The organism is Methylobacterium sp. HMF5984 (genome assembly GCF_045033435.1).
GTDB lineage: Bacteria > Pseudomonadota > Alphaproteobacteria > Rhizobiales > Beijerinckiaceae > Methylobacterium.
This window is the reverse complement of record NZ_JBJFLN010000001.1, coordinates 1,307,881-1,328,179: the sequence shown is the minus strand read 5'-3', so window position 1 is coordinate 1,328,179 and position 20,299 is coordinate 1,307,881. Positions and strand designations below refer to the sequence as shown.

Below are 20,299 nucleotides of genomic sequence, written 5' to 3'. Positions count from 1 at the left end.
ATCTCCTATCCGAACCGCTGCCGGTGTTCTTGAAGGCGCTGCCCGAGCGTGCGGTCGCGCTGCGCGTTGCTGCGCTGAACGACCGCCCCGATTTGCTCGGCCGAGGCGCCGGGCTGAAGCACCTGCACCGTCACCTTGTCGCCCTCGATGATCTGCGACGTGGGGGCTGGCGCTGGGCGGTTCGCCGTCGCCTGCGATAGTCCCTCCATCGCCGTCCGCTCGCGTGCTGCTGGCCGAGCCTCCATTCGAGCAACGCTTGCGTTCAAGGCGTCGCTGAATTCCCCGGCGACCACGCCGCCGTCCGCATAGCCCGGTCCGCCGAGCCGGATGCGGTTGACCACCGCCGGGCCGCCGTGACGCGCCACGTCGCGCTGTGAGAACACCACCTCGCCGCGGTGGACGATGCCGGCGGGCTGAAGGCGCGGGCCGGCGCCCGTGAACCCGCCTACGTCAAAGCTCGGGATCGGGTTGAAGCCGCCCGTGAAGAAGCTGAGGATCGAACCGCCGCCATTCGTGCCGCCGCTGCCGAACAAGCCCCCAAGCAGACCGCTACCGCTCTGCCCGCCGCTCTTGCCGAACAGGCTGTCCGCGAGGCTGTCGAGGGCCTTGTCGCCGAGCTTCTGTGCCAAGCGCGAGACGGCGCCCGTGAGGATGTCGAGGGCGCTGGCGCCGCTCTGCGCATCGTGTGCGATGCCCTTCAGGAAGTCGCCACCGATCGATCGCATCGCGGCCTGCGCTTCCTGCGCATCTTCGATCTTCTCCCGGTACTCGGCCGTCGAGGCTGACAGGGCCTTCGTTTTGGCGATCTGCTCATCCGTCAGGGTGATGCCCTGCTGCCGCGCCACAGCCTCCAGCCGGGCTACGTTAATAAGGCTCTGTCGTTCGGCCGCGCTCTTGCCGATCGCATCCACCTCGGCCTTCAGCGCGACCGTGCTGCGCTCGATGCCGTTGATGAAGGTCTCCACCTGGTCGAGAGATTCCGTTGCCGGCGACTTCGACCCACCGCCGCGAGCCGGCCTCTCCGCGCGCTCGTCGGTGTAGAAGCTCAGTGGCCGGCGTGGCGGCGTCGGTGCTGCGATCGGTGCAGATACGGTCTGCGGGTCTTCTGCAGTCGCGACCGTCCGGCCCTGATTGGGATTGAAGTAACGGTTGATCGCGTTCGCGCCGAGAGCAGTCGCGAGCTGGCCCATCATGTCTTGGCTGGCCTGCTTGGCTTCCCCGAGCTTGTCGATGAGGACCCCCACCTCCTTGGCGGCCGCGGCGATACCCTGCGCGATCCCCAGCCACACATTCAGGAGATCCTGGCCGGCTCCTTCCAACGCTACCGAGACGTGCAAGGCGTCATCGATCGCCTTGTAGGCTTCGTCCAACTGCTCTCGAAACTGCCGGGCTTGCTCCACCTGTGCTTGCGTGATGACGTCGTCTCGCTTGCGATCCAGGGAAGCGGCGATTTCCGAGATATCGAGCTTGCCCGACCGGATGCGCTCGGCGAGCTCGGGACCGAACAGCTTGCTCGCGAGGTCGATTGCGGCGAGCCGTTCCCCGAGCGACTGAAGCTCTTGCATAGCGGTGACGGCGGCGCGGATGCGGCCTTCGTTCGAGTCCGCCGCGTTATAGTCTTGCAATCCCTTCGACTGGTAGTCGCCGAGATATCCCGTCTCGAACAAGTTGTTGAGCTGTTTCTTGACCGGGTCTTCCTGCTCGAACTTCGGCGTTACAGCTTCGCCGGCCTTTTTGAGCGCCGCTTCGACTTCGGCCACGTCGATCTTGGCCTTGGTCGCGGCCTCGCTGAACCGCTGGAAGAAATCGACCCCGACGCCTGCCGCCGCCGCGTTGTCGCCGAGCGAGATGAAGCGATCCAACTGCGCGTTGGCTTGGCTGATGGCCGTTGCTGCCGTGGCGGCGGCGACCACGATAGCGGCTACGCCCGCCACTAGGCCGGCCGCGCCGAACGAGACCGGCTTGATCGCGCTGGCCAGGCTCTTCGACAGGTTGGCGTTGACGTTGGCGGCGGCTTTGGCGAACTCGCCTTCGAACCGCTTGGCGGCCCCGGAGAGGGCGTCGCCAATCTGCACGGCCGAGCGCTTTCCGACGCTGCCGAGGGCGTCGTCTACCTTCCGGCCGGCCCCGGTGAATTCGAGGACGAAGCCCGCGGCCTTCTGCTTGGCGGTGTTTTCGACCACCTGCATGGCGCGAGAGAAATTCGAGACGTTCGACTCGATGTCGAAGCTGAGCGCTGCCGAGCGTGCCATCGGTTCAATCCTCCATGTCGCCAGCGATGCCTTCGCCCATCCGGGCGCCGCCGTGCGCGCGGCTCTCGTCCACCGCCGGGCGGAAGAACGGACGCGGCGGCTGACCCGGGCCGCTCCGGCTCGGCGGCCGGCCGAACTCGATCGCCCGCACGTAGTCGTAACCGTCCTTCGTGGTGTCTTCGCCGCCGGCCAGGATGCGGACGCCGCCGCCGGGCTTCGGCTCGACGCGGATGCTCTCGCGCGCCTCGCCACTGTCGGCCGGTACGCGGGCCTTCATCTCCTCCACCACGCGCTCGGCCTCTTCCTCGGCACGCCGCTGCGCCGCGGCCTTGAGCTTGTTCTCGTTGTGCCGGAGCTGGAGCAAGAACACCGCCAGCCCGCCGACCTTGCCGCCGATCATGGCGAGGTCTCCGAGCCGCGGGCGCGTGCCTGGATCTGAAGCTGATACCGCTCCCCGACCTCGGACAGGCCGATGATCTCGAACGTCTGCCCCTGCGAGACGATGCGCTGTTCCGTGGTGATCCCCTCGCGCCACCACACCGTGAAGACGGCCACCTGTTCCGCCACGTCGCCGCCGCCGCTGGCTACGAACTCGCGCGCCGACGTGTCCCGGCGGTTGGCCCAGACCTCGGCCACGAGCGCCCACGTCTGGATCGCCTCGTTGCTCTCCGGGTCGCGCGTCTCGGTGAACCCTTCGATGCGGACGCGCCGCCGCATGGCGCCGGCCGAAATCATGCTGTGGTCCAGACGCGGAACGGCGCGAACAGGTCGGCCATCATCGGGTCTGACTGAAGGCTGATCGTCGGATCGCCGCGGCCCGCGTAGAGGCGCATCACGGCCATGAGCACCGCGTGGCGGATAGCGGGGTCTACGTCCTCGGGCCCGCCGTATCCGGCCCGGTAGACGACCCGGAGCGACGCGGCGCCGGCCGTGAGAAGCGGGGCGCGGAAATCCGTGGTGAACGTCAGGCGCGTGAGACCGTCCGCTTGATCCGTCGTCGTGTAGCCCGTCGGGGCGATGATGCTCGCCGTGCCGGCGGCATCAAGGATCGCCACCGTCTCCACGGCAATGAACGGCGGACGCGGCAGGATCAGCCCGTAGAGCCCCGGGTCCGGCACGCCGTCCCGGTCGCCCGGGTAATATTCCGCCACACCGAGCGGCACGGTGAGCGTGAGCGTCTGTTCGACCAAGCTGCGGCCGAGCCAGCCTTGCGGGCCGGCGAGCCAGGACGTGACGGCCCGAATGAGCCGTTGCACGAGCTTGTCATCGGCGCTGATGCCGTCCTGTCCGGACTGCTCTCGGAACTCCTCCACCGAGACGACCAAGGCGTCGTCGGCGGGCGGCGTGGTGATCTTGAGCGCCATGGGTCAGCGCACCTTCCGCGGGCGACCGCAACGCACGGGCGCGGGCGGCGCCTTCGTGGCGGGCGCGGGCGCCATCTTGTTCGCCGGGACCGGCGCGGCTTTGGCGATCGTCGCCGCCGTCACCGCCGGCTCGACAAGGCCATTCTCGGTGAGGGCGCGGGCGCGCTCCACGTCCACCACGATCATGTCGCCCGGATTGACGATGCGGTCATGGTGCTCGTTGGCGAAGGGTCGAAGAACGCGAACGGTCGGCATGGTCTCTTCCTCGATTGTGAGAGGTCCGGCGGACCGGGCCTCTCGAATGGTGAGGAGCGTGGGGACGGGCGGATGTCAGATGAGCGTTTGAAGCCCACTGTTGGCGGGATCGCTGAAATCCATGATCCCGCCGCCGCCTACTGAGGGGACCGGAAGCTGCCGTAGATGATGCCGGCGGGCCGCTTCACCGCGAGGGCGAGACGCTTCTCGGCGCGCACCGTGAGGGTGTTCTTGATGAAGTTGTCCCGGTCCTCGCTGGACACGACAACCTCGGCGTCGAGTCGGTCGAAGATCTGCGCCGAGGTGCCGAGCGAGCCGACCATGAACTTGCCCTGCGGCATGGCCGGCGTGACGGCGGTTGGCAGATCCCAGATGCTCCGACCCTGGAGCGTGCCGAACGGGCCGTTGCCGAGGTACTGGCCGGTCGTGTCCTTGGCCGAGATGATCTGCGCCCAATCGACGGTGTTGAGCACCATGCCGGTCGCCGGGAGCAGAGCCAGTTCCGCCTGCACGATGCCCTGCAACAGGGTATCGATCTTGTCGGAGGCCGAGCCAGCCGCGGCGGTGGTCGTCAGCCCGGCCGGCGCCGCGAACGCCGTCGCCTGCGTCGCGAGGCCCTTCAGGTGCTCCCCGGTCCCGTCGCCGAAGAGCAATTCCTGCTCCTCCACGTAGTCGAGGCCGTAGCGCAGCTCGCCGTCGATCATGCTCTCCATGCCGAGCACGTCGTCGAAGGCCTGCCGGCTGACGGGGATCCAATGCGCGATCGTCTTCACCGCCGCCGTGTCGGGCGCAAAGGTGATGTTGCTCTCGGGCTTCTGGGCGCCCTCGGCGACCATCGCGGCGTTGTTCACCAGCGTGGACTGCCGGACGAAGTAGATCAGGTTGCCGCTGGTCCGGCCCGGCTGGAGAAGCTGGCGCACCGTGAACGGCCGATGCGGCAGCATGACCGGCTGGCGCTGGTAGTCCGGCACGATCAGCGAGCCGGCCGAGCCCGGCGCCGAGGTGATCATCTTGACCTCGATCCGGTGCGAGCCGGCGGGCTTCGCGGCGAAGGCCTTGAACTCGACCGAGCCGGTGACGCGCTCGCCCAGGCTCTTCACCTCCGGCTCGCCGCCGGGCCGGCGGGCTCCCTTCTGCTCCATCTCGAGCATGCGGGCGGCGAGGTCCGCCACGTCCTCACGAGCCTTGGCCAGCGCCGTGCTGGTCTCCTCCAGCGCCGTGCCGTGCTTCTTGACCTCGGCCGCGGCCTTTTCCGCGAACTCGCCGAAATCCTTGTTGCGCTGCTCCAGCCGGTCGGCGAGCGCCTTGAAGCCGGCCGTGTCGTCGGGTGCGCCGCCGCGGTCCTTGGTGCGGAAGCCTTCCGCGAGCAAATGCCGAGAATGCATATTCATGGTCTGATCTTTCAGAATGAGGGGAGTTGGTAGGCGCCGGCCGCCTGGATCAGGCCGGCAAGGGCGCCGTCTTCCGCCTGTGGCTGGCCCGCCTCCCGGCGGGTCCAGGCCTTGAAGCCGTGGGCGGCGATGTCCGCGGCTTCCGAGCGCGAGAAGCCCTTCTCCCGAAGGGTCGACTCGAACTCGCGATCGGTGATGCCCTCGCCCGCGGCCAGCTTCGCCTTCACCACGTCGATACGGGCGTCGGAGTGCGCGGGGTCGGTGACGATGGACGCCTCCACGAGCTCGATGCCCGTCAGGGTGCGGATGCGCTCCACGTCGTTGAAGCTGTCGGCGGTGACGAAGTAGCCGATGGACAGGCCCGAGATGCACCCGGCGGCCATGCCGCGCTGTGCGATCCGGGCGTAGGGCGCCACGTCGAGCCACAAGGTGCCTTCGCCGTAGAGGCCCTTGTCGTCCTCCTCCAGCCGCGTCCAGGCGCCAATCGGCTCGTCCATGCGGTGCTGCCAGCACACCGGCACGGTGCGCCCGGCGGCCTTGGTGGCGGCGAGGCTCGCGGCGAACGCACCGGGAGCGACGACCTCGCGGTAGCTGTCCGGCGTGCCGAACACCGAGACGTGCCCGGAGAACCGGCCTTCGCCGTCGGGGGCGGCCTTGATCGCGAGTGGGAAGGCGCGGCGTTTCACGTTCACTGGCGCGTCTCCTGAGGTACGACCTCTTCGCGGGTCGGCGTGACGATGGTCCCGAGCTTGTCGAGCGGGAGGAGGTTCGATTGCGCGGTGAGGATGTCACCGCCCGCGACCGGCGGAAGGTTCTCCAGCGCGCGGATCTCATTCCGGCTGCGCCAGCCGTTCTGAGCGGCCGAGGCGTAGAGCTTGGCCCGCGCCTCGCTGTCGGCCTGCAACAGCCCATCACGCGCGAACTCGCACCACACCTTGCCCCTGTCGCGCGGCGCCAGAAGCGCGCGCGTGGCGCTCTGCTCGATCCGCCCGAGCAAGGGACCGAGCCCGGTCGTCAGCCATGCACGGATCAGGGATTCGATCCCGGAGCCCCAGGCCGTGACACCCTCGCCCGTGTGCCCGATCAGGACCGAGGGGATGTTCCCCATCAGGCGGCAGATCTCCTGGATATGCAGGCCGCGGGAGGCCAGTAGCTCGGCATCCTTCAGCGGCATGGTCACCGGCTGCCAGGAGAAGTTGCCTTCCAGGATGCCGATGCGGCCGGCATTCTCGGGACCACGCATGGTCTCGATCAGGTTCTTCCGGTTCTGCTCCCGCTGCTCATCGGTGAGGAGCTGTTCGGATTTGAAGAACCCGCCGGGCCGAACGCCATTCGCGAAGGTGCGCCCGGCCGCCTCGTCCGTCGCCATCGCCAGTCCGAACGCCTGCCGGCCGTACTGCACTGCCGAGAGGCCGAGGTCGCCGCCGAGGCCGAAGGCCTTGAGGTGCCACACGTCGTCGGCGGTGTAGATCTCCCGCCCGCGCGGGTCGGCGTAGTCGTAGACCAGGGCGAACGTGTTGGGATCGCGCCGCACCGTCATCAGGTCCGGCCGGAGGAGCGTCAGGGCGCGCACCTGGCCGACCGACTTCGTTTTCAGCGCGAAGGCGTTGCCGAAGAGCATGGTGCACGCGACCATGCCTTCCAGGAACTCGGCCGGCGTCTGGTCGGCGTTAGGCGAGTCGCGCAACACCTTCGCCATCGGGTGATCCGGGATCCGCTGGCGCGTGCCGTCCGGCTTCTCGCGGTAGACGTGCACCGGGAGCGTTGAGACGGTGGTCGCGGTGAGGCGAATGCACGCGAGCGCGGTCGCGATCTGCATCACGCTGTCCGGCGTCACCGCCTTGCCGGTCCACGACTCGAACCCGCCGAACATGGACCAGAAATTCCGGTCCCGGAGCGTCACGAGCTTTCCGAGGTACGCGAGGAGGCTCATCAGACCCACACCGGATTTGCGAGGAAGGCCGAGATGTCCGGCGGGGGCTTCACGGTGAGAGACCGGGCCTTTTCCAGGCCGAGCGCCATCGCCAGGCACACGATCAGGTCGATGCGCTGGCGCGACTTGTCCTTGTCGAGCTTCCGGTTGCCGGCGCTGTCCTTGGTCGTGACCGCGTTGGCCGCGTTCCACGTCAGGACCGGCGTGTTCCCGTGCCGGAGCCGCCGCATGGCGATGGCGTTCTCCAGCGCGTCCACCGCCGGGGCCATACTGACGAAGCCCTGGCCCCAATCCACGATCGGCACCGCGCCGCTGCGCTCGCACGCGGCGAAGGCGTCATCATCCTGCGGGTTCTTCACCCGCGACACGGCCACGCCGAGCTTGTCGAACTCGGCCAAGATCGCCGTCATCTTGAACCGGTCGTAGGCGAGCCCGCGGACCTTGAACCGGTCGAACAGCCCGGCCAGGAACTCGGCGACGATGGCAGGGTCGTTGATGATGGTGCCGGGGGGCGCGATGATCAGGTCGCGGTCCCGCCATTCGACATAGGGAACACGGTCGCTGATGCCGCGATCGGCGAGGCCTTCACCGGGCAGGAAGCCCCAGGCGTGCACGTCGAAGCCCGTCGCCGCGTCGCCCCAGATGCCGACAACGCCCGTCAGGTCGCGTGTGGCGGAGAGGTCGAGCGCCAGGAAGCAGGGCTTGCCCTCCAGATCCTTCAGCGCCGCCGGGTCGTCGCCGTTGTCCTTCCACTCCACGAGGTTGACGAAACGCTGTTCCGCCGCCGTGCGCCGGTTCAGCACCAGGTTCTCGAAGGCCGGCCGCTTCGACCGCATGAGCTGCGCTTGGCCGGCCTGCCGCTGCACGTCCGCGAGCGAGCGGAAATCGCCCAGCGCCGGGTTGGCCGCGCGCCACGCTTCCGGCGAGAACGGATCCACGTCGAGCGGCGCCGCGTACAGCGTCAGGCTGAAGGTCGGGTCCGCGACCACGCCCGCGGCCACCTGCTCGCCGTAGTCGACAAGCTCGCTCATCGGCGCGAAGTCGCTCTCCGCCTGTGTCGAGATGACGAGGAACAGCGGCTCCTCTCGGCCGCCCATCGCCGTATCAAAGGCGTCGAACAGCTTCCGGTTCTTGGCCGCGCCAAGCTCATCGTAAATGACGCACGATGGGTTGAGCCCGAGCTTGGTCTTATCGTCGGCCGAAACAGCGCGATACAGCCCATCAGTCGGGTAATGCTTGATCTCTTTGCGGAAGCTGATGACGTTCGTTTCGTCGTCAAGCCGTTCATCGGAGCGGATCATCGCCCACATCTCATCGAACAGCTTCCCGGCCTGTTCCGTGTCGTTGGCACACGAGTAGACCTCCGAACGCGGCTCGCATTCGGGTCCGACAAGGTGACAAAGGGCGATGGCTGCGGCCAACTGTGTCTTTCCGTTCTTTCGTCCCATCGAAAGCACCGCGGTGCGGATTAATCGATGCCCATTACTGTCCACCGCGTAGACCTTGCGGAGGAAGTCTTTCTGCCAGGAGCGAAGCCGGAACGGTGTTCCTGCGAACTTGCCCGAGGTGATCTTGAGAGACTGAATGAACCGGACGACGCGATCGGCCCGGCTCAGTCCCTTGCGCTCCCACGGCCGCTTGCGCGCCCGCTGCTTCGTCTCGGCCTCCGTCAGGACGCGACGGGGCTTCGCTCCCTTGCCCCGCTCGCCCATGGTGGATCAGGCGGCCTGTGCCGCTGCTCCTTCGGCCGCCTCGCGATCCTGCAGGATGTCCGCGTAGGCGCGGCCGGTGATGGCGCAGAGGATGGCGTCCGCGAGCTTCTGGGTGACGGCGGCCGGGCTGAACGGGAGGTCGTCCCATTCGTGGTCCTTCATCTCGGGGCGGGCGAAGCCGCCGGGCTTCTTCACACCGAGCTTCACCGCCTCGCGCACGAAGGTCGCGTCGTTGGCCTGAAGCCGGCGTTCGATCTCCTTCGTCCAGGGATCGGCGCCGAGGGCGTCATCCTTCACCGAATAGGACGACTCCAGCGCGATCAGGTCGCCGGTCGTGAACCGCAGGACGTGATCCGGCCCGAACTCTGGGAATGGAACGGCCCGCGAAAGGCGGCTGTCGGCGGTCATTTTTGGTCTCCGTCTCGAATTAAATCTGAGGAGCGGGAAACCCCCGGTCCTGAGGCTGCACATTCGGTGACTTCGGACCCGCCCTAGGGGGTGGGGTAGGTGTCTCGCTCTCGATGGCCGCTCACGTCCGCGAGGATGGCGCGTGGCTGGCGTCGGCGTTGAACGGGTGGTTCGGGTCGGTCGGCAGTCCGTCGCTGCCTGTGGTCGTGTGGTAGCCGTGGCGCTCCACCTGCTGGCACGGGCCATCGTGGCAGGGAGCGCAGACCGGCTCCCAATTGGATCGGGACCAGAACAGGTGCCGGTCGCCCTTGTGCGGGGTGCGGTGGTGGACGACGGTGGCGGGCTTCCCGCATCGCGTGCAGGTGCGATGCACGGCGAGATACGCCTTGCGCTCCCGGTCCCACTTCGTGTCGTAGCCCCTGGCGCGTGCGGAGGGGCGGCCCATCAGGCGGCACCTCGCAAGGCGCTGGCGGCGGTCCTGGTGCGATCCAGGCCCACCATCAGGTCGCCAATCTTCTCAATCGGAACCATGAGGGTGAAACCGGCGGCGACCATGCCGTCGTGGTGACGGCTGCGCTCGTACTTGCGGATGCACGCTGCATAGCCCTTGCGGGCCTCGTACAGGCTGATGCGGATCTCGGTGTTGCGGTCCCGGTGAACGGACGCGATGTCCGCCACGAAAGCCCATTCGGCGCGGGTATCAGCCATGGGCGGCCCCCGTGGGCTGTCCGTCGCGTACCAGCACTCGGCAGGGCGAGGCCGGGCCGTGCGAGCCGCTGTTCCACCGCTGGCGCCGCTCGGCCGCCCAGGAGTGCTTGGACGTGCCGATCGCCTCGAAGACCTTGCTGGTGCCCGCGGCGGCCCGCTTACGGCGATCGATGGCCTTCAGCCTGCGCTTCCGAGCCATGGCATCAATCCAGCGCGCCAAAGGCGGCCATCTCGCGAGCGAGCGACCCGAGATTGATGATGATGGTGGTATCCCACTCCACGCATTCGGGGCTGGCGAGCTCCGCGAGGTTGGCGAGGTCGAACACCGTCACCCGGTAGAGGGCATCGCCCTTTTTCAGGATCACCGCATAGGCCGTACTCAGGTGCTTGCGGCGAGTGGCCAGCAAGGCATTCTGCATCGGGTCGAGGAAATCGTTTCCGATCGTCTCGACGGTGCTCCCGATCGGGATGCCGGCCTCGATCAGTGCCCGCACGAGCTTCAGGGCACACAGGCCGCGCAGGTCATACCGGACGTGCTTGCCGTCTTCCCCGGAGGTCCAAAGCCCCCGACGACGCCAGGCGAGCGCGGTCTCGGGGCTGACGCCCGTGATCCGATGCGCCTCGCCGGGCGTGAATAGTCGGGCCGTGCTCATATCCTGATAGATATCAGGATTTGCATTCCGGTCAAGTGGGCAGATTTCCCACTGCTATTCGCCGTTGGTCGCGCCCCGGTATGCGATCTCTTCCCTCAACGGCCGAGCGAGGTGCCGAACGCACACCGGCTTCGCGGCATTGTTGAAACCCATGAAGGACCTGCCGCAGATGAAGCACTGAGAGGGCTGAGAGGCAGAGGCCACCTGAGCCACTTCCTTAGACGGTAGCGTCTCTTGGGGAGGTGAAGAAAGAGAAGACATACCTGCATTCTCGACACACGGTTGTGTAGAGGTTTGCAGGGGCTCATTGTGTTCCCTTTGCAGGGGCTCGGCACTTTTACGGGTCCGCCGCCGACGTTTTTCCTTGTGTTGAGATTGCAGGGTCTGCGTGTCGCCCAGCAACGCTTGCATGCGCGCTTGGACATCGCTTTTGCGTCGTTCCTCATTCGCCTTGAGCAAGGCTAGAACGTGAGGAGCCGGGTCGCGTTTGAAATAGTAGACCGTCGCGGTGATCCCGGAACCGGGCGCATAGGTCCAATACCCAAGAGCCGCGATGTGGGCCCTGGTTCGGTAGCAGGTGGATTGCGTGGCGTGGCCGGGCACGTCCTGCATGATCGCCTCGTCCGTCACGCGGGTGCGAGGTAGGCCGTTCGTGTCGTTCGGCCACGATTCGTGAAGCACGTACAAGAGGAACCGTAGCTGTCCGGGAGCAAGGCGCGGATCGGAGACGGCGGCCCGTTGGATGTCGAGCTTGAGAGACGTGAAAGAGTCCTCAGGCGGCGTCGGCTTAGGCTTCGGCCCCGTCATCATCGCAATCCGCGCCAGCGACCGCGCGAGCGGCTGGCATCAGGGAAGGCCCGTCGCGGCGGGGATCGGTCTCGGCGGCCTCGATGGCGGCATTCAGCGCGCGCACGAGGGCGTTGGCCTGGCGTAAGCTCAGGTCGATAGTGTCGGCGGATCGGGACCGCTCGCCGGCCCCCTCACGCAAGCGCAGGTGCACAACGGGCTGACTGCCGGCGATGACGGCGGCCACCGTCATGCGGCGGCGGCCAGTGCCGTCCACACCCGTCTTGAAGCCGCAAGACGCCCGGGCGGTCATGCGGCGAGCCTCCGAATGGCATGCGCAGCAAGAGCTGAGGCCCCCGCGTCGAGGTCGCCGAAGTTGCCGATCGGGACGCCCGTTGGATCGTAGGCATAGACGGCGCCGGCCGAGCGAATGAGCCGGCCAAGATGCACACCGTCACGGGTCACGTCGAGGATCATCGCCCCCTCCGAATTTAGATCAGACCTATCGATAACATGCCGCGCGATAGATAGGCACCGCGCGGCATGGTGATCAGCGGCGCCGGAGCGCGCGGCGGAGCAGGTACAGCGGCAGGCCGACGGTCGCTGCGGTGATAATTTTGAACCAGATCATTCCGCCGACATCCGCTCGTCGATCATGCGCAGGCGCGTCCAGATCTCCCCGAAGGCGAAGGCAGCGATGCGACGCTCGCGTTCGCTCAGCTCCAGGCTGGTGCCGGTCTTCGCGCGGAAATCTGCTCTTTGCTCCGACAGCCCATCCCACCATTGCATGGCGAGGTCGGCCATCAGGCAGGCCTGATCAACCGGACCTTCAACCTCAGAATGGATCTCGTAGAATCGTTCGAGCTGAGCGGCCCGCTCGCGCAGGCGCTCAATCTCGATCTGCCCGGGCGAGGTCATGCGCGGCCTCCCGTGCTGAGATCCGCGAGGCGATCGAGCAATGCCAGGTCGGCGCGGACTCGGTCGCAAATCGCGAGGCGAAGGCTGTCGATCTCCGCTCGCTCCGGGCTTGCCGCTCGCATAGTGCGAATGGCGTCGGTCACCGGGCCTCCTTGAGCGGGCGCGGGCGTGCTATCTGTGTGGACAGTCATGACGTTCCTCAGCGGGTTCGGGATGATGAGGCCGGGGACGCTTGCAGGCGTTGTCCCGGCCGCTTTGTTTAGGTCAGCTCTGCAGCCCCTTGGACGCGCGCTCGGCACCTTCGCGAAAAGCCTGATCGCGAACGAAGTCGAGAACAGAGGGCTTAGACAGTGGCCGCGCCTCCTGTTCGGACCTTTCGCATTCGATAGCGACCTCAAGGAGTTCGACAGCTTCCGGGTAAGTCTTGGCTATCGGCTCGCCCGTACCGCCGTCGATGACGATGAATAGCTCTTCGATGTGAAGAGGTAGAGGGCCGTCTAGGCTTTTTGCATACCAACAAATTTCGGTTATCGGGAAGTCGCGGCCGAAGAACTCGACGGTCGGCTCCTCGACATACTCGCGCATTCCAGTCTCAGAATTTCGCCAACCGAACCAGCGTTGTTGATCATTGATCCGATGCCATCCGACAAAGCGGACGGCAGCAGTATGAAACGCTTCGCGCAGATCGGCAGTCATGCGGAGCGCTCCCGATCGGCGATCCGGGCGCTCAAGTATTTCTCGCTGTCGGACTTAGGCCAGCCAGAACGGCGAGTGCCAAGCTTCACCGGCTTGGGGAATAGCCCGCGGCGAATGAGGCCGTAGACCCCTGATGGGGACAGACGGAGCCGTTCAGCTACTTCACGGATTGTTTCGAATTCTTGTGTCGCGGCCATATCTCCCTCGCATTGGCGAGGGGCGCACGCGGCAGCACGCGCCCAAGACCTACCGTTCTCCCGCTGCCGCGAGAGCTCCGCCGGTTTGGCGGGTCGGGTTCAAGGTCTTCTGAGAGCGCCACACAATCGCAGCTATGGCCGGAATTGCATCCAACACATCCAATAAAGCGCACAGCGGTGCGTGGCCGTCAATAGCATTGCGGGGCGATTTATGCGGTTCGCAGCGCAACGACGTTCGAGGCGGGCTCGTTCGTTAAGAACGCATTCCACGCGGTCATGAGCGCCCGCCGCTTTTCCAGGGCGGTCGCCCGGCGGTAGGCAGCTTCGGTGGCGTCGCGGATGGCGTGGGCCAGCGCTGCCTCTGCCACCTCTCGCGGGAACGTCGTCTCGTCGCCGCACCAATCGCGGAAGGCCGAGCGGAATCCGTGCGGGGTGAATGCCCCCTGCCCTGTCCTGCGCAACGCCATCGTCAAAGCCATGACCGAAAGCTGAGCGCCGGGCTTCCCGCCGGGAAATACGAACCCTGTCCCATCGCCGCGGTCCGCCTGTCGAGCCTCGAGGATCTCAAGAGCGCGCGCCGCCAACGGCACCTGGTGCTCTCGGTGGCCCTTCATGCGATCCGCCGGCACGGTCCACAGTCGCTTCGCTAGATCCACCTCCGACCACCGCGCTCCCATGATCTCGCCCGAGCGGCCGGCCGTCAGGATCGTGAACTCTAGGGCCAGGTTCGAGACGGTCGGGTTCTCGCGCAGAGTCGCAAGGAAGGCTGGCACCTCGACGTAGGGCATCGCGGCATGGTGGCCGCGTGAGAGTACCTTGCGGGCCGGCATCAGCTTGTCGAGGTGTCCGCGCCAGCGTGCCGGGTTCTCGCCCGTGCGATGCCCCTGCGCTCGCGCTGCGTCCAGGACAGCCTCGATGCGCCCGCGCACCCGTGATGCGGTCTCGGGCTTCGCCTGCCAGAGCGGCCGGAGCACGCCGAGGACATCGTCGGTGCTGATGGTGTCGACGCCCCTCCCCCGAATCGGCGCGGCGTAGCGGGTGAGCGTCATCTTCCACTGCGCGACGTGCTTCGGGTTGCGCCATGACGGCTCCATCGAGACGATATACGAATCGGCCGCCTCGCCGAACGTGGGGATCGCCCGGCGCTGTTCGCGCGCCTGCATCGGGTTGATGCTCTCGGCGAGCTGCCCGCGAGCCTCGGCGGCCTTCTCCCGAGCTCTGGCCAGCGAAACGTCACGCGTGGAGCCGAGACCCATCTCCGTCGCCTTGCCGAGCCACCGGAACAGGAAGACCCAGCGCCGACCGCCGTTGGGCGAGATGGACAGGTAGAGGTTGCCGCCGTCAGCATACCGGCCGGCCTCTGCGACCGTCGCGACGAAGCGAGCCGAAAGCCGATTGATCGCGCGAGCCATACCGGTCCTGCCCTACTACGTGCCCTAGCAGAGGGGCGCGTTCTACGGCACCGATACGAAACGAACCGCACCGCCATGGCAAGCCAAATATCTGCGGTCGTTGGGGAAATGAACCGTTGCGCAACGATCCGCACCGTCACGCATCAATCAGTTTAATCCCGCTCCCTCCGCCACGGACCGCTGACTTTCGGTTTTTCGCCGTCTCCCGGGGCACGGCGCCCTCGGTCTCGAGCGTCGCTCGACCGTGGCGTTTGTCTCGCATCATACCGGCAATCCACAACGTCTCGGCGGGGCGGGCAGCAACAGCGACGCCGACGACTGGCCGAGCCGTCGCGATGGCATCCTGCCGATGCGCCGGCCCGACGAGGGCTCGTCGGGCCGGCGCATCGGCACGAAATTTCCGGCTTCGGAGGGCCGAGGTGCGCTGGAGCACCCCGAAGCGGCTGCGTCGGGCGCAGGAAACATTCGTGCAACCCGCGGCGCCTACCGTGGGTGCGTTCGATGACCCGACGACGGCGAGGCAGCACAGATGACCATCGCGACCCGGCTCCTGCGTCTTCCCGTCGTCCTCGTGGCCCTGGCCTTCGCCGTCACGCCGCTCGCCAACCCGCTCCTCCTGGCATTGGCCGCCCTCGCGACCGGCCTGCTGCTGGCCTATCGCTGCCTCGCCGACCTGCTGTCGGCGGAGCACGAGTCGACGGTCGGCCAGACGGTGTTCCGCCACTATCTCTGAGCCGGCCCGGTTGCCGCGCGCGGTGGGGATCTCCGAGCGCTACGAGACCGCGGTCAGCTTGTCGGCCATCGATTGCGCCTTGTCCCGGCGCGACGAGAACGCCATCGTGTAGAACACGCGCTGCACGCCGATCTGGCTCAGCCGCTCCTCGCACAGCTCGATCAGCCGGCAGATGTCGGCGAGCTCGCCCTCGATGTTGGTACCGTTGGCATGCATCTCGGCGTCGAGCCCGCTCGTCTCCAGGATCGTCTTGATCTCGCGGACGTAGGGCGAGACCGAGGGGCCGACGCCCATCGGCACGATGCACAGATCTGCAACAACCTTCATGAACTTGTCCTCGGTGGCGGGCGCGGGGTTATGTCCGGCTGCAACGCCCGCTACATAGCGAGCCAGACCGCAGGAAGGCGGCACCGCGCCGTTCTGGCCGAACCGTGCCGCGTTTCCCAGCCCGACCCAACCCCCAACCCAATCGACTGTCGATGGAGATCTCCGTGACCGACCCCAAGCGCCGCGCCTCCCTGGCGGCCGTTGCCGCGGTGGCGCTCGCCTGTTTCGCCGGCGGCGCCGAGGCGGCCCAGTGCGGCAACTCGGCGAGCGGCTTCGAGGCCTGGAAGACCCAGTTCGCCGAGGAAGCCCGCGGCCGGGCGAGCGCCGCGAGCCTCGCCGCCCTGCAGGAGACCTCCTACTCGACGCCGACCATCTCGGCCGACCGCGGCCAGAAGAGCTTCAAGCTCTCGCTCGATCAGTTCCTAGCCAAGCGCGGCGCCACCACCATCGTGTCGCGCGGGCGGGCGCTCAAGCGCCAGAACGCGGCGCTGTTCGCGCAGATCGAGCAGCGCTACGGCGTTCCCCCCGGCCCGCTGCTGGCGATCTGGGGCATGGAGACCGGGTTCGGCGCGGTGCGCGGCAACGTCAACACGCTGTCCGCGGTGGCGACGCTGGCCTACGATTGCCGCCGCTCGGCCTACTTCACCGACCAGCTCTACGCGGCCCTCACCCTGGTCGACCGCGGCCTGATCACGTCCGCCACGCGCGGCGCGGCCCACGGCGAGGTCGGGCATACCCAGTTCCTGCCGAAGAACGTGCTGACCTACGGCACCGGCGACCTCAACAACGTCGGCGCGGCGCTCAGCTCGACGGCGAACTTCCTGAAGGGTCACGGCTGGCAGGCCGGCGCCGGATACCAGCCCGGCGAGCCCAACTTCGCCGCGCTCCAGGGCTGGAACGCCGCCTCGGTGTACCAGCGCGCCATCGCCCTGATGGGCCGGCAGATCGACGGGGACTGACCTCGGCGATCGGACAGGCCGCCACGGCGACGAACCCCGGCCGAGAACGGCCACGATTCGTCGCCGGTTAACCATAAAGCCGCCCCACAAAAACCGGGCGGGCTGAGCCATCTCACCGCTCGGCCGATCGGGCCGGGAGGGTGCGGATCGGCCCGCTTGCACGGATACGTCCGGCAGTCGCGGGATCGGATCGACGGCATCCGTTTGGAAACAGGCGGTGCCCGCATGGTCGAAGATCCCTCCTCCAGCCCACAGGCGCAACGGTTTCGGTCGAGCGCGAGCCTGCGCCGAGTCGCGCTGAGGGCGGCCTCGGTCGCAGCCGTCGCCGCCCTCGTCTCGGGAAGCGTCGTCCTCGGCGGCCTGCGCACCGCACCGACATCGGACCCCCTCGTCGCCTCGGCCGGCGCCGTGCCCGGCGCGGTCGCTCAGGACCCGGCGCCGACGCTCGGAGCGGAAGCCCGCGCGCGGTGGCGGGAGGCCCTGCTCGAAGCGTTCCCCGACTGGTCCGCCGAGCGCCCGCAGGCGCCGCCGGAGCCGGCGACCCCGTTCGCGCAGCAGGAGCCGGTCCCGCAGGACGCGCCGCCTCCGGGCGCGCCGCCTGCTGCCGAGCCCAACCTGCTGGCGCAGACCGTGCCGCTGCCGGTGCCGCGGCCGCCGGAGTTCCGGCGCCCGATCGGTCCCGAGACGACCCGCCGCGCCGACCGGCAGGCGTCCCGCCGCAGCCGGACGGCGGAGATCCCGGCGCCCGCCCCCGACGATCGCAATTTTTTGGAGAAGTTCTTCGGCATCGAGCGCACCGCGACGCCGGCGTTGGCCTATGCCGCGCTGGAGACGCCCTCCCCCGCGAACCTGCCGCGCCAGCGGATCGTGCCCCCGGCCAACCCCGACCCGGCGGCGGTCGCGATCTACGACATCAGCGCGCGGATCGTGACGCTGCCCAACGGCACCAAGCTCGAGGCGCATTCCGGCCTTGGCGAGATGATGGACGACCCGCGCAACGTCCACGTGCGAATGCGGGGGGCGACGCCGCCCGGCACCTACGACCTCACCGAGCGCGAGGACCTGTTCCACGGCGTCCGCGCGATCCGGCTCACGCCGGTCGGCGGCACCGCCGCGGTCTACGGCCGGGTCGGGCTCCTCGCCCACACCTACATGCTGGGGCCGACAGGGGCCTCGAACGGCTGCGTGTCGTTCAAGGACTACCAGGCCTTCCTGCAGGCCTACCTGCGCGGCGAGGTCCAGCGCCTCGTCGTCGTGCCCGGCCGCGGCCAGGACGCGCCGCCGAGCGTCGCCCAGCAGAACCCCCCGGCTCCGGCCCCGACGCCGGGCCGTTCGGCCCGGCTCGGCAACGACGTGTAGGGGCGCCGCTTCAGAGCGGCACCACGGGGCCCTTCTTCGCCGACAGCCCGTCGATCAGCTTCGGATCGAGCTTGGTGTGGGCCTGGACGAGCGCGTGCGGCGTCAGCGCCATCCACTGGCGCAGGGACAGGTCGGCGTAGCGCGGGCTCTTGAACATCTCGAGGAAGGTCAGCGGCGTGTCGCCGGTGTTCTCGATGTAGTGGCCCATGGCGAACGGCACGTAGCCGACGTCGCCGCCCTGGTAGTCGAAGGTCCGCGCCTTCGACTCCGAGCCGAACACCGTCATCCGCCCCTTGCCGGAGAGGTAGTACTGCCACTCGTCGCCGTTCGGGTGCCAGTGCAATTCCCGCATCGCGCCGGGTTCGAGCTCGACCAGCGCCGCGGCGATCGTCTCCGAGGCCGGGAAGTTGGTCGAATCGGTGATCCGCACCGTTCCGCCCTTCGTGCGGATCGGCTCCTGCGCCAGCATCCGGTGGCTGAACGACTTCGGGATCGGTCCGGCGCCCCCCATTCGGTCGCCCGCCAGCGGGCCGGGCTTCGGGCCGGGGAAGATGTAGAGCTCGCGCTCGGGGATGTTCGCGAAGGCGCTTTCCGGCAGGCCGAAGTTCTTGGCGAGCACCTCCTTCGGGGTGTGCGCCAGCCAGTCGGTGATCAGGAAGGTCGAGTCTTCCGAGAAGCCGCCATCGTCGAACACCAGCAGGAACTCGCAGCCGTCGACGTCGGATTCCAGCGCCTGGATCGAGTGCGGGATGCCGGAGGGGAAGTACCACAGGTCGCCCTCGCCGACGTCGTCCGCGAAGGTCCGCCCGTCCGGATCGATGGCGGTGATCCGGGCACGGCCCTTGATCATGTAGGACCACTCGGCCTCCTTGTGCCAATGCATCTCACGCACAGCGTTGGCCTTCAGGCGCATGTTCACGCCCGCCATCGCCTTCGAGATCGGCAGCTCGCGCACCGTGGTCTGCCGGGCCCAGCCGCCCTCCTCCAGGCGCATGTGGCTGTCGGCGAACGACCATTTCAGGTTCGGCATCGTGCCGTGGTCGGTGGCGGGCGGCGCGACGGTGTAGGGATCCTCGGCCTCGCGGGCGGGGTTGCGCGGCCCGAGGATGTCCGCCCCCTTGCCGTCGCGCTCGGGCATCGGCCCTTCGGCGGCGCGGGCACCGCCGGCGGCGAGCGCGGTGCCGGCGGCGATCAGGGTACGGCGTGAGATGTCGTTCATGCGGCCTGTCCGTGGATGCGATGGGTCCTGCGCCGTCGCCCGGCCCGGGTCCGTCGGTGGATCGTCGGCGTGGCGACAGCGTGCGCGGCAGGACAAGCCGCATGGTTGCGATCCGATCCCGCCATTCCCGGCATGGCTGCAACGCGTGGCGGGCGAACCTGTCCGAACAGTCATCTTCCCGCGATCTCCCGGTCATCCGGGCGGGTGCAGGATGCGGACGACCGAATGATGGAGGGCAGCCCGACCGTGACCGTCCAAGCCCATTCCGCCCCGTCCCGGTCCGCGCTATGGACCGAACCCATGCGGCTCCTGATCATCGAGGACGATCGCGAGGCGGTCTCCTACCTCGTCAAGGCGTTCCGGGAGGCCGGGCACCTCGCCGACCACGCGACCGACGGCCTCGACGGCTACGGCCTCGCCTGCGACGGCGCCTACGACGTGCTGATCATCGACCGGATGCTGCCGAAGCTCGACGGGCTTTCGCTGATCCGCTCCCTGCGCGAGCAGAGGGTGACGACGCCGGTGCTGATCCTGTCGGCGCTGGGGCAGGTGGACGACCGGGTGAAGGGCCTGCGCGCCGGCGGCGACGACTACCTGCCGAAGCCCTACGCCTTCTCGGAGCTGCTCGCCCGCGTCGAGGTGTTGGCCCGGCGCGGCGGCTCGTCCGCCGCGAGCGCCGAGGCGACCGCCTACCGCGTCGGCGACCTCGAGCTCGACCGGCTCTCCCACCGGGTGACGCGGGCGGGCCAGGACGTCGCCCTACAGCCGCGCGAGTTCCGGCTGCTGGAGTACCTGATGCGCCATGCCGGCCAGGTCGTGACCCGGACCATGCTCCTGGAGCACGTCTGGGACTATCACTTCGACCCGCAGACCAACGTCATCGACGTGCACGTCTCGCGCCTCAGGGCCAAGCTCGACAAGGGTTTCGGCACGCCGATGATCCACACGATCCGCGGCGCCGGCTACATCCTGCGCGCCGACGAGGCGCGGCCGCCATCATGATGCCCGCGAGGACGG

General features: G+C 68.0%; 27 protein-coding genes. 4 read left to right on the top strand and 23 right to left on the bottom strand.

The features are described 5' to 3' along the window. Window positions 1-5 precede the first annotated feature (5 nt). From ACFZ8E_RS06305 to ACFZ8E_RS06205, 21 genes are all read right to left on the bottom strand, one after another. Window positions 6-2,252 carry a hypothetical protein gene (locus ACFZ8E_RS06305; protein WP_405042349.1) on the bottom strand — a complete coding sequence of 749 codons (2,247 nt, stop codon included), beginning with the start codon at window positions 2,250-2,252 and terminating at the stop codon, window positions 6-8. A gap of 4 nt (window positions 2,253-2,256) precedes the next feature. Beyond that, a complete protein-coding gene (locus tag ACFZ8E_RS06300) occupies window positions 2,257-2,652 on the bottom strand; it encodes an HK97 gp10 family phage protein (protein WP_405042348.1) in 396 nt (131 codons plus the stop codon). After that, window positions 2,649-2,987, bottom strand: a complete 339-nt coding sequence (locus ACFZ8E_RS06295; RefSeq protein WP_405042347.1) for a phage head closure protein — start codon at window positions 2,985-2,987, stop codon at window positions 2,649-2,651. The genes ACFZ8E_RS06300 and ACFZ8E_RS06295 overlap by 4 nt, the downstream gene beginning before the upstream one ends. Then, a complete protein-coding gene (locus ACFZ8E_RS06290; protein ID WP_405042346.1) occupies window positions 2,984-3,616 on the bottom strand; it encodes a hypothetical protein in 633 nt (210 codons plus the stop codon). The genes ACFZ8E_RS06295 and ACFZ8E_RS06290 overlap by 4 nt, the downstream gene beginning before the upstream one ends. Before the next feature lie 3 nt (window positions 3,617-3,619). After that, a complete protein-coding gene (locus ACFZ8E_RS06285; protein ID WP_405042345.1) occupies window positions 3,620-3,871 on the bottom strand; it encodes a hypothetical protein in 252 nt (83 codons plus the stop codon). Between the two features lie 137 nt (window positions 3,872-4,008). Further along, window positions 4,009-5,262, bottom strand: a complete 1,254-nt coding sequence (locus ACFZ8E_RS06280; RefSeq protein WP_405042344.1) for a phage major capsid protein — start codon at window positions 5,260-5,262, stop codon at window positions 4,009-4,011. A gap of 11 nt (window positions 5,263-5,273) precedes the next feature. Then, on the bottom strand, window positions 5,274-5,954 hold the full coding sequence (locus tag ACFZ8E_RS06275; RefSeq protein ID WP_405042343.1) for an HK97 family phage prohead protease: 681 nt from the start codon (window positions 5,952-5,954) through the stop codon (window positions 5,274-5,276). Beyond that, window positions 5,951-7,195, bottom strand: a complete 1,245-nt coding sequence (locus ACFZ8E_RS06270; protein ID WP_405042342.1) for a phage portal protein — start codon at window positions 7,193-7,195, stop codon at window positions 5,951-5,953. Before ACFZ8E_RS06270 ends, ACFZ8E_RS06275 begins: the two co-directional genes overlap by 4 nt. Beyond that, window positions 7,195-8,907, bottom strand: coding sequence for a terminase large subunit (locus ACFZ8E_RS06265; protein ID WP_405042341.1), 1,713 nt, complete (start codon window positions 8,905-8,907; stop codon window positions 7,195-7,197). The genes ACFZ8E_RS06270 and ACFZ8E_RS06265 overlap by 1 nt, the downstream gene beginning before the upstream one ends. 6 nt (window positions 8,908-8,913) lie before the next feature. After that, entirely contained in the window at window positions 8,914-9,315 is a 402-nt protein-coding gene (locus ACFZ8E_RS06260) for a hypothetical protein (RefSeq protein ID WP_405042340.1), read from the bottom strand. A gap of 121 nt (window positions 9,316-9,436) precedes the next feature. Next, complete coding sequence (locus ACFZ8E_RS06255; protein WP_405042339.1) at window positions 9,437-9,760, bottom strand: HNH endonuclease signature motif containing protein; 324 nt, start codon at window positions 9,758-9,760, stop codon at window positions 9,437-9,439. After that, window positions 9,760-10,023 carry a hypothetical protein gene (locus ACFZ8E_RS06250; RefSeq protein ID WP_405042338.1) on the bottom strand — a complete coding sequence of 88 codons (264 nt, stop codon included), beginning with the start codon at window positions 10,021-10,023 and terminating at the stop codon, window positions 9,760-9,762. The genes ACFZ8E_RS06255 and ACFZ8E_RS06250 overlap by 1 nt, the downstream gene beginning before the upstream one ends. Further along, window positions 10,016-10,222 (bottom strand): hypothetical protein, encoded by a 207-nt coding sequence (locus tag ACFZ8E_RS06245; protein ID WP_405042337.1) that lies wholly within the window; start codon window positions 10,220-10,222, stop codon window positions 10,016-10,018. The genes ACFZ8E_RS06250 and ACFZ8E_RS06245 overlap by 8 nt, the downstream gene beginning before the upstream one ends. 4 nt (window positions 10,223-10,226) lie before the next feature. Further along, entirely contained in the window at window positions 10,227-10,676 is a 450-nt protein-coding gene (locus ACFZ8E_RS06240) for a MerR family transcriptional regulator (protein ID WP_405042336.1), read from the bottom strand. A 54-nt stretch (window positions 10,677-10,730) separates the two neighbouring features. Continuing rightward, the gene (locus ACFZ8E_RS06235) at window positions 10,731-11,288 is read right to left on the bottom strand and encodes a hypothetical protein (RefSeq protein WP_405042335.1); all 558 of its coding nucleotides are present in this window, start codon (window positions 11,286-11,288) and stop codon (window positions 10,731-10,733) included. Window positions 11,289-11,463: 175 nt separating this feature from the next. Beyond that, window positions 11,464-11,775, bottom strand: coding sequence for a hypothetical protein (locus ACFZ8E_RS06230; protein WP_405042334.1), 312 nt, complete (start codon window positions 11,773-11,775; stop codon window positions 11,464-11,466). Beyond that, window positions 11,772-11,939 (bottom strand): hypothetical protein, encoded by a 168-nt coding sequence (locus tag ACFZ8E_RS06225; RefSeq protein WP_405042333.1) that lies wholly within the window; start codon window positions 11,937-11,939, stop codon window positions 11,772-11,774. Before ACFZ8E_RS06225 ends, ACFZ8E_RS06230 begins: the two co-directional genes overlap by 4 nt. Window positions 11,940-12,089: 150 nt before the next feature. Next, complete coding sequence (locus ACFZ8E_RS06220; protein ID WP_405042332.1) at window positions 12,090-12,380, bottom strand: hypothetical protein; 291 nt, start codon at window positions 12,378-12,380, stop codon at window positions 12,090-12,092. A gap of 264 nt (window positions 12,381-12,644) precedes the next feature. Continuing rightward, on the bottom strand, window positions 12,645-13,076 hold the full coding sequence (locus ACFZ8E_RS06215; protein ID WP_405042331.1) for a hypothetical protein: 432 nt from the start codon (window positions 13,074-13,076) through the stop codon (window positions 12,645-12,647). After that, window positions 13,073-13,273, bottom strand: a complete 201-nt coding sequence (locus tag ACFZ8E_RS06210; protein WP_405042330.1) for a helix-turn-helix transcriptional regulator — start codon at window positions 13,271-13,273, stop codon at window positions 13,073-13,075. Before ACFZ8E_RS06210 ends, ACFZ8E_RS06215 begins: the two co-directional genes overlap by 4 nt. A 209-nt stretch (window positions 13,274-13,482) precedes the next feature. Beyond that, window positions 13,483-14,685 (bottom strand): tyrosine-type recombinase/integrase, encoded by a 1,203-nt coding sequence (locus ACFZ8E_RS06205; RefSeq protein ID WP_405042329.1) that lies wholly within the window; start codon window positions 14,683-14,685, stop codon window positions 13,483-13,485. A 529-nt stretch (window positions 14,686-15,214) separates the two neighbouring features. Between ACFZ8E_RS06205 and ACFZ8E_RS06200 the strand changes: the two genes are divergently transcribed. After that, a complete protein-coding gene (locus ACFZ8E_RS06200; protein WP_147725574.1) occupies window positions 15,215-15,418 on the top strand; it encodes a hypothetical protein in 204 nt (67 codons plus the stop codon). Between the two features lie 39 nt (window positions 15,419-15,457). Here ACFZ8E_RS06200 and ACFZ8E_RS06195 read toward each other — a convergent pair whose 3' ends face one another. Next, entirely contained in the window at window positions 15,458-15,745 is a 288-nt protein-coding gene (locus ACFZ8E_RS06195; protein WP_147725575.1) for an MTH1187 family thiamine-binding protein, read from the bottom strand. A 164-nt stretch (window positions 15,746-15,909) separates the two neighbouring features. Here ACFZ8E_RS06195 and ACFZ8E_RS06190 point away from each other — a divergent pair, with 164 nt between their 5' ends. Together ACFZ8E_RS06190 and ACFZ8E_RS06185 are read left to right on the top strand one after the other, a co-directional pair. Then, window positions 15,910-16,704 (top strand): lytic transglycosylase domain-containing protein, encoded by a 795-nt coding sequence (locus ACFZ8E_RS06190; RefSeq protein WP_405042327.1) that lies wholly within the window; start codon window positions 15,910-15,912, stop codon window positions 16,702-16,704. 225 nt (window positions 16,705-16,929) lie between these two features. Continuing rightward, window positions 16,930-18,063 (top strand): DUF2778 domain-containing protein, encoded by a 1,134-nt coding sequence (locus ACFZ8E_RS06185; protein ID WP_243935264.1) that lies wholly within the window; start codon window positions 16,930-16,932, stop codon window positions 18,061-18,063. A gap of 10 nt (window positions 18,064-18,073) precedes the next feature. On the opposite strand, the gene ACFZ8E_RS06180 is transcribed toward ACFZ8E_RS06185, so the two are convergent. Continuing rightward, complete coding sequence (locus ACFZ8E_RS06180; protein ID WP_279596175.1) at window positions 18,074-19,282, bottom strand: oxalate decarboxylase family bicupin; 1,209 nt, start codon at window positions 19,280-19,282, stop codon at window positions 18,074-18,076. Between the two features lie 300 nt (window positions 19,283-19,582). Here ACFZ8E_RS06180 and ACFZ8E_RS06175 point away from each other — a divergent pair, with 300 nt between their 5' ends. Beyond that, window positions 19,583-20,284: a winged helix-turn-helix domain-containing protein gene (locus tag ACFZ8E_RS06175; protein WP_405042326.1), complete on the top strand. Its 702-nt coding sequence runs from the start codon at window positions 19,583-19,585 to the stop codon at window positions 20,282-20,284. The last annotated feature ends 15 nt before the right edge of the window (window positions 20,285-20,299 follow it).